The following is a 4,456-nucleotide window of genomic DNA, read 5'->3' on the forward strand; positions in this document are numbered from 1 at the left end:
GCGCCGGGGGAGGCCGCCGCAGAACCGCGGACGTCCCGTCCGGCCGTGGCGGCAGGAGGCCCACGACGGCGACCGCACCGTCTACATCCCCCGCGATCCGGGCGTGCGGTGGCCCTCGGCCGACCCGGACGTGCTGCGGCCGTACGACGAGCTCGCCACGCGGATGATGCCGAGGATCACTTCGGAGCCGATCGGGGAGCGGCTGCCGGAGGTCCAGCTCGACGAGCCGGAGGGCGAGGACGACCAGAAGAAGTCCCCGTCACTGGCGAAGGCGGGCGGCCGGATGGCCATCGCCACGCTGACCAGCCGCATCACCGGCTTCGCCTGGAAGGTGATGCTGGCCTGGGTGGCCACGCTCGGCGTGCTCTACGACTCGTTCACCGTCGCCAACACGCTCCCGCTGATCATCAACGAGCTGCTGCTCGGCGGTGTGCTGACGAGTGTCGTCGTGCCGCTGCTCGTCCGGTCACAGGACGACGAGGACGGCGGTGAGTCCTACACGCAACGCCTGATCACGCTGGCGGTGACCGTGCTCGGTGCCGGTGCGGTGCTCTCCACCGCGCTCGCGCCGTGGCTGACCGGGCTGCTGATGGAGGACGACGGCGACGCCAACCAGCAGTTGGCCACCTGGTTCGCGTACCTGCTGCTCCCGGGACTGCTGTTCTACGGGCTGTTCGCGGTGCTGTCGGCGATCCTGAACGCCAAACAGATCTTCGGCCCCGCCCAGTGGGCGCCGGTGATCAACAATCTGGTCATCTTCGCGACCATCGGCGCGTTCGCGCTGGTCCCCGGCGACCCGACGATCGTGCCGACGAACATGAGCGACCCGCAGGTGCTCGTCCTCGGTATCGGTGTGCTCACCGCGATGGTGGCCCAGGCCACCTTCCTGATCCCGCCGCTGCTGCGGTCCGGCTTCCGGTTCCGCTGGCGCTGGGGGATCGACGAGCGGCTGAAGGAGTTCGGCGGACTGGCCGCCTGGATCCTGGGGTACGTCGCCGTCAGCCAGATCGGCATGGTGGTGAACACCCGGGTGCTCACCGGCGGTGCCGACGGCGGCCCTTCGATCTACTCGAACGCGTGGCTGTTGTTCCAGCTGCCCTACGGCGTGATCGGCGTGTCCCTGCTGACCGCGCTGATGCCGCGGATGAGCCGCGCCGCGGCGGAGGACGAACGGGACAAGCTGGTCGGCGACCTCTCCTACGGGTCCCGGCTCACGACGCTGATGCTCATGCCCGTCTCGGCGGTCATGGCCGTGGCGGGGCCGTCGATCGGGGTGGCGCTGTTCGCACTCGGCCGTGGCTCGGTCGAGGATGCCGAGCGGCTGGGGCAGGCGCTGGCGGTGTCGGTGTTCGGACTGGTGCCGTACGCGCTGGTGATGTTGCAGATGCGGGTGTTCTACGCGATGAAGGACTCGCGCACCCCGACGTTGATCATGGTCGTGATGACGGCGGTGAAGATCCCGCTGTTGTACCTGGCCTCCGCGGTGCTGCACCCGCTCAACGTCGTGCTCGGCGTGATGCTGGTGAACTCGATGGTGTTCGTCGTGGGCGCGGTCATGGGGCAGGTGTGGCTGTGGGTCAAGCTCGGCAACCTGCGCAGCAGACGGGTGCTCGGGGTCATCCTGTTCACCGTCGCGGCCAGCGGGCTCGGCGCGCTCACCGCCGTACTGGCCGGGTTCCTCGTGCCGGACCTGGGAGCGATCGGCACGGCCTGGGTGAAACTCGTCGTCCAGGGCATCGTGGGGCTGGCGGTGTCGTTCGGGGTGCTGATCGCACTGCGGATCGACGAGCTCGCGCCGGTCACCCGGCGGGTGGCCGGCATGATCCGCCGCGGGTAACCCGGCCGGGCACCGATACCGCACGGGGGCGCGGCACGGTCACGTACCCTCGTGCGAGGAGTAAGGGGCGGCAGCGCCGGTCGGGGCCGACGGGAGTCGGCGGTGACCGGATCAGCTCGCGGGGTGACCGGTCACGGAACCCGGCGCGGGCCGCTCGCGTCCGGGCACTGATTCGGTAGGGGAGGCGACCCGAGTGGGCTTCCGTACGCGCGGTGGATCACTGGCGCCCGGCGGGGTCGTCGGCGACGGCCGCTACCGGTTGCTCGCCCAGTTCGGCATCGACGAACGCGGTGGGGCCCACCTGTGGCGTGCCCGGGACGGGCAGCTCAAACGCGACGTCGCGCTGACCGTACTCGTGGGTGACCCCGCCGACGTCGAGGCGGCGCGGCAGGGCAGGCGGACACTGGAGCGCGCCGCGCACGTGGCCAAGTTCGAGCACCCGAGCGTGGCGCGGGTGCTGGACGTGCTCACGCTCGGCAACGGCATCAGTTCCAGCGAGGGCATCCTGGGGATCGTGGTCGCCGAGTGGACCAAGGGCACCGACCTCGTCGACGTCCTCACCCAGCAGCGGGTCGAGCCCGGCGACGCCGTCCGGATGGTGCGCGGCCTCGCCGAGCCGGTCGAGGCCGCGCACCAGTCCGGCCTGGTGCTCGGCATCGACCATCCGCAGCGGCTGCGGGTCACCCAGGACGGGCGCCTGCGCCTCGCGTTCCCCGGGGCCCTGCCGGACACCACGCTGCGGGACGACGTCAAGGCGCTCGGGGCGGTGCTGTATCTGCTGCTCACCGGCCGGTGGGCACTGCCGGGTGGGCCACCGGCCATCCCCTCGGCACCCCGCAACCAGGCCGGAGCCCTGGTGCCGCCGCACTCGCTGATGTCCGGGGTGCCGCCCGAGCTGTCCTCCGTCGCCGTGCGCACCGTCGCCGACGAGGGGCACGGCGGTGTGCGCACCAGCTCCGCGATGCTGCGGATGCTCGACCAGGCGGCCGAGGCCGAGGAACACGCCCACCGCCCGCCGGAGAACGTCGACCCCGACGGCGGCGTGTGGACGACGTCGAAACCGGTGCGCGACGCCACCCGGCGGCGCAAGCTGGCGCTCGGGGTGAGCGTCGTCGTGATCGGCGCGATCGTGGTGCTCGCGTGGCTCGGGATGATGGCGATCAGCTTCTTCCGGGACGATCCACCGTCCGGTCCGCCGGTCAACCTGGCCGACGGGACGTCCTCGCGACAGGAGCCCGAACCGACGGACGACCGTGCCGGGGCCGGTGACGGCGAGGGCTCCGGGCTCGGCGATCCGGTCGACCCGTCCGGCATCGACGTCTTCAACCCCGAGGGGGAGGGCGACGGGGTGGACCAGGCGCCGCACGCCGTCGACGGCGACCCTTCGACGGTGTGGGACACCGACGAGTACCGCGAGCAGTTCCCCGCGTTCAAGTCCGGTGTCGGCCTGATCACCGAGTTCGACGAGCCGGTCGACCTGGCCGCGGTGCGGGTCGTGGCCGACAGTCCCGGGACCGAGCTGGAGATCCGGGTCGCCGACTCGGCCGACCCCGAACCGGCCGACACCGAGGTGGTGGCCTCCGGCACGCTCGACGGCGAGCGCACCGAGTTCCGGCTGTCCGAACCGACGTCCACCCGGCACGTCCTCGTGTGGATCACGACCCTCTCGGGGGAGGCACCGGAGTACCAGTCGCAACTGTCGGAACTGGTATTTCTCCCACAGGGATAGCCTGATCGAGACATCGAGACGCAGGCCTGTCACACTGTGAGGTGATCCCCACTGCGGGTGGCAGCCTTAGTACTCTCTGCCGGGTGACCGCAGCAGCGCCCACGGACGCCGATCTCGTCGCCGCGCACGCGGCCGGGGATCCGCACGCCTTCGACGAACTGGTCAGACGGCACCGGGACCGCATGTGGGCGGTCGCCCTCCGCACCGTCCGCGACCCCGAGGAGGCGGCCGACGCGCTGCAGGACGCGTTCGTCTCCGCCTTCCGCGCCGCGGCGACCTTCCGTGCCGAGTCACGGGTGACGACCTGGCTGCACCGGATCGTGGTGAACGCCTGCCTCGACCGGATCCGCAGACGCCAGGCCAGACCCACGGTCCCGTTGCCGGAGACCAACCAGGACGAACCGGCCGTACCGGGGGACGCGATGGCCGAGCGGGAGACCCGGATGCTGGTCTCCGAGGCGCTCGACCGGTTGCCCGAGGATCAGCGGATCCCGATCGTGCTGGTGGACGTGGAGGGGTACCCGGTGTCCGAGGCGGCACGGTTACTGGAGATCGCGGAGGGAACGGTGAAGAGCCGGTGCGCGCGGGGACGCGCCAAGCTCGCGAAACTTCTCGGGCATCTGCGGAACCCCGTGGGGGAGGGGGACGTCCCAACTCACGAAAGCAAATACGGGGAGGGACGATGACCGACGAGAGCAGCGGGCGGGGCGACCTCGCCGGCCCCCCGTGGTCCGTCGATCTGCTCGCCGACCTGCACGCGGGGGTGCTCGACGAGCGGGAGGCGGCCCTGCTCCGGCCGCGCGTGGATGCCGACCCCGAGGCCACCGCGATTCTCGACGCCCTGGACAGCACCGCCGACGACCTCGCCGGGCTCGCCGCCGGGGATCCCG

At 71.5% G+C, this 4,456-nt stretch carries 3 protein-coding genes and 1 pseudogene; all 4 read left to right on the top strand.

The annotated features are described in order from the left end of the window. Window positions 1-1,837: murein biosynthesis integral membrane protein MurJ (gene murJ / locus SACHA_RS0114870; protein ID WP_051110251.1), on the top strand; the 1,837-nt coding region annotated here is incomplete at its 5' end. A 193-nt stretch (window positions 1,838-2,030) separates the two neighbouring features. Next, entirely contained in the window at window positions 2,031-3,566 is a 1,536-nt protein-coding gene (locus SACHA_RS0114875; protein ID WP_019810967.1) for a protein kinase family protein, read from the top strand. Window positions 3,567-3,649: 83 nt separating this feature from the next. After that, the gene (sigM, locus tag SACHA_RS0114880) at window positions 3,650-4,252 is read left to right on the top strand and encodes an RNA polymerase sigma factor SigM (protein ID WP_019810968.1); all 603 of its coding nucleotides are present in this window, start codon (window positions 3,650-3,652) and stop codon (window positions 4,250-4,252) included. Then, window positions 4,249-4,456: pseudogene (locus SACHA_RS25580) on the top strand (hypothetical protein); the annotation flags it as partial. The gene sigM and the pseudogene SACHA_RS25580, both read left to right, overlap by 4 nt.

This window comes from Saccharomonospora halophila 8, from assembly GCF_000383775.1.
Taxonomy (GTDB): domain Bacteria; phylum Actinomycetota; class Actinomycetes; order Mycobacteriales; family Pseudonocardiaceae; genus Saccharomonospora; species Saccharomonospora halophila.